The organism is bacterium (assembly GCA_040755795.1).
Taxonomy (GTDB): Bacteria; UBA9089; CG2-30-40-21; order CG2-30-40-21; family SBAY01; genus JBFLXS01.
Genome location: JBFLXS010000419.1, coordinates 1 through 3463 on the forward strand (window position 1 = coordinate 1; position 3463 = coordinate 3463).

General features: G+C 36.7%; 3 protein-coding genes. All 3 read left to right on the top strand.

Annotated elements, in window-relative coordinates:
* A partial coding sequence (locus AB1414_17695) for a zinc metalloprotease HtpX (GenBank protein MEW6609248.1) occupies window positions 1–723 on the top strand: 723 nt, incomplete at its 5' end.
* A 15-nt stretch (window positions 724–738) separates the two neighbouring features.
* A complete protein-coding gene (locus AB1414_17700; GenBank protein MEW6609249.1) occupies window positions 739–1479 on the top strand; it encodes a PASTA domain-containing protein in 741 nt (246 codons plus the stop codon).
* A gap of 5 nt (window positions 1480–1484) precedes the next feature.
* Window positions 1485–3463, top strand: a 1979-nt coding sequence (locus AB1414_17705) for a DUF2723 domain-containing protein (GenBank protein ID MEW6609250.1), incomplete at its 3' end; no start/stop codon positions are given.

Below are 3463 nucleotides of genomic sequence, written 5' to 3' on the forward strand. Positions count from 1 at the left end.
AGTTACTGGTTTTCAGATAAGATTGTTTTAGCTATGTATCGAGCTAAACCGGTAACACAAAAAGAGTCACCTAAATTACATCGGATTGTAGATAATCTATGTCAATTTAGTCAATTACCAAAACCAAAGGTTTATATTATTCCTGAGCTTACTCCTAATGCCTTTGCTACGGGTAGAAATCCAAACCATGCGGCGGTGGCTGTAACTAATGGAATACTTCAATTATTAAGCGAAGATGAGTTAGAAGGAGTTTTAGCCCATGAATTGGCTCATATTAAAAATCGGGATATTTTGATTGCGACTATTGCCGCAACTATTGTGGGTGCAATCAGCTGGATGATTCATTTTGCCAGATGGATACCAATAGGCCGAAGTGATGATGAAGAAGGAGGTAATCCATTAGCATTTATAGTGATGCTTATTGTTGCTCCTATAGCCGCACTGCTGATTCAAATGGCTATCTCACGCTCGCGGGAATATTTAGCCGATGACTCTGGTGCACAGATGTGTGGAAAACCAATAAGTCTTGCCAATGCCTTACGAAAATTAACGCTTGGTGTTCAACGCCTACCAATGGACGTTAACCCAGCTACGGCTCATATGTTTATTGTCAACCCACTCCTGGGTGGTGGTTTAATGACGCTATTTAGCACTCATCCACCTATAGAATCAAGAATAGCAAAATTAGAAAATCAGGTTATCGGTAATCAGGTAACCAGGTAATTGGAGGAAATTTTTATGCCAAATGTAAAGATTGGCTCAATAATATTACGAGTCCTTAGTGTCATAGCCGTTTTATTAATAATGGTCGTAGTGGGCACGGCTATATATATCTTTTTACCTACATCTGCGGTGGGAAAAACGGTTATTGTTCCAGATGTAACCGGAAAACATTTAATCAATGCCACAAATATTTTATGTAAGTCTAAACTGAGGGTTAATAAGATTTATGAGGAACATTCCCTGGAGAAAAATTATATTATTTCCCAGGACCCTCTACCGGGAACAAAGGTAAAATCAGGAAGGACGATAGACTTAAAAGTAAGTGTGGGCAACTCTATGGTTATTCGAGTTCCAAATCTTCAAAATATTCCTCTTACAGAAGCAAAACATCATCTTAACCGCTTATCAAATCAAAAATTACAGACAGGGCAAATATCTTATGCATACTCTTCGGTAGAAAAAGATTATGTCATTGCTCAAAGCCCGCTTCCTAAAACAAAATTACCAGAGAATTCTAAAATAAACCTGCTTATCAGCCTGGGTAATAGACCGTTTAGTTTTTATATGCCTGAATTAACTGGCATGAAACTTGATGATGCAACTAAATTAGTTAAAAAAATAGGCTTAAGGATAACTCGAATCCGCGAAGAAATATCCACTGAATATGAACGAGGAACAATCATCAATCAAAAACCCCTTTACGGATATAGAGTTACAATTGGGGATGGGCTGACATTAACGGTAGCAAATAAATAGATAAAATGGCTAAGAAGAAAAAATCTGTCAAGAAAAAATCCAAACAAGGTTTTACGGCTATCTTTAACAAGGAAGAAAATTTTTCTCACCTTTCATTTCCACAAATACTTATTGGATTACTTATCTTTATTGTCTCTTTCTTCATTTACTTAAAGACACTGACACCTACGGTTGGCTATCATGATTCTGGAGATATGACCGTAGCGGCATTTTTGTTAGGTATCCCTCACCCACCTGGTTATCCTCTTTATTGTCTCTGTGGAAAATTATTTACCTGCATTCCAATAGGAAATATCGCCTATCGACTAAATATGATTTCTGGTTTATTTGGGGCATTAACCGTGATGATGGTGTATTTTATTACTTTAAAAATAGGAAGTAGGAAGTGGGAAGCAGGAAATAAAGAGAATAAATTCATCCCTCATCTCTTATCCTTCATCCCTGCGGTGGTAGCAAGTTTTATGTTGGCATTTGCCGTGACATTCTGGGAACAGGCAGTTATTGCCGAAAAATATACCTTAAATGCCCTGTTTGCCACGCTTTTAATCTTTATCTTACTAAAGTGGGCAGAAGCAATGAGCACGGAGCAAAAAACTCAAAACTATCTCTACCTATTTTCTTTCCTCCTTGGTTTAGCCTTCACTCATCACCTCCAGACCATCTTCCTTATTCCAGCAGGTATTTATTTGGTTTTTGTAACCATTGGTCGGAATTATAAAAAAATTTTAAACATACCATTTATCATTAAAAATCTTATCTTTTTGGGGCTACCACTCTTTTTATATCTTTATTTACCTCTCCGAGCGATGGCGAAACCACTGGCTAATTGGGGAGACCCTTCAACCTTTGAACGATTTAAGGAACATATTACGGCTGAGGCTTATAGTGGTTTTTTTGTGATGAACACCCTTTTTCAGAATTTAATAGAGCACCTGAGCACATTTTTTATTCATCAGATAACTTTACTCCCTGTTATATTTGGCTTATTAGGGGGAATAATACTTTTTATCAAAAGAAAACATCTGGCTATCTTCTTGCTCATTATTGCCATTGCGGATACCATTCATTCGATTCGATATACTATTCCAAATATAGAAGATTACTACATCCCGGCGTTTATTGTCATTAGTATCTGGATAGGACAGGGAATAGCCGGAATTATAGAGCTCGGAATTAAAAACTGGAAATTAAATCCATATCTCTATCTCCTTTTCTTACTTTTACCAGTGTTGCCATTATTAACTCATTATCAACATAATGATAGAAGTAAATATTATTTACCTTACGACCATTGTATGAATATTTTAAACTCTCTAAAAGAAAATGCCCTTTTGATTACTAAAGGAGATGATGACCTATTTCCTATCTGGTATTTGCAATATATCGAAAAAAGGCGGGAAGATGTTGCCCCTTTTAATATGATATTATTTAAGAATCCATGGCATATAGAACAAAACAAAAGACAACATCCATATCTCAACTTAAGTATTGAACCGAAAAGGATTGTTAAATCCACAAATCCCCAGGGTGATGGATTAGATGATATTAGCCGCTCAAGGCTGGTAGATACTGTTACCCGAAATTATGAGAGATACCCTACTTATAGTTATTATATTGATTGTCTGTCTAAAAACTACTCATTGGGAATTGAGGGATTACTTTGTCGAGTATTACCTTCAGCGGATAGGAATAGACTCCTGGCAGGACTTGACGAACATAAAAACTGGCTTAAATGGGCAAGAAGACTCTCAAAGATTAAAGATAGAAGAGGTATTGATACGCTTAAAACTTATGCGATGACATATTTAAATCGCGGGACAACATATTTTACCGCAGGTAAATTCGAATCCGCAATGGAGGAGTTTAAGGCTGGGATTAAGATCCAACCTGACTCCATAGACCTGCATTATAATCTTGGCGGAACTTACCTTAATCTTGGCAGGCGTAATGAGGCAATTAATGAATTCAAAAAGGTATTGGAACT

Coding starts and splice junctions, on each gene's coding strand:
- AB1414_17700 (MEW6609249.1), top strand. CDS start 739: ATGCCAAATGTAAAGATTGGCTCAATAATATTACGAGTCCTTAGTGTC.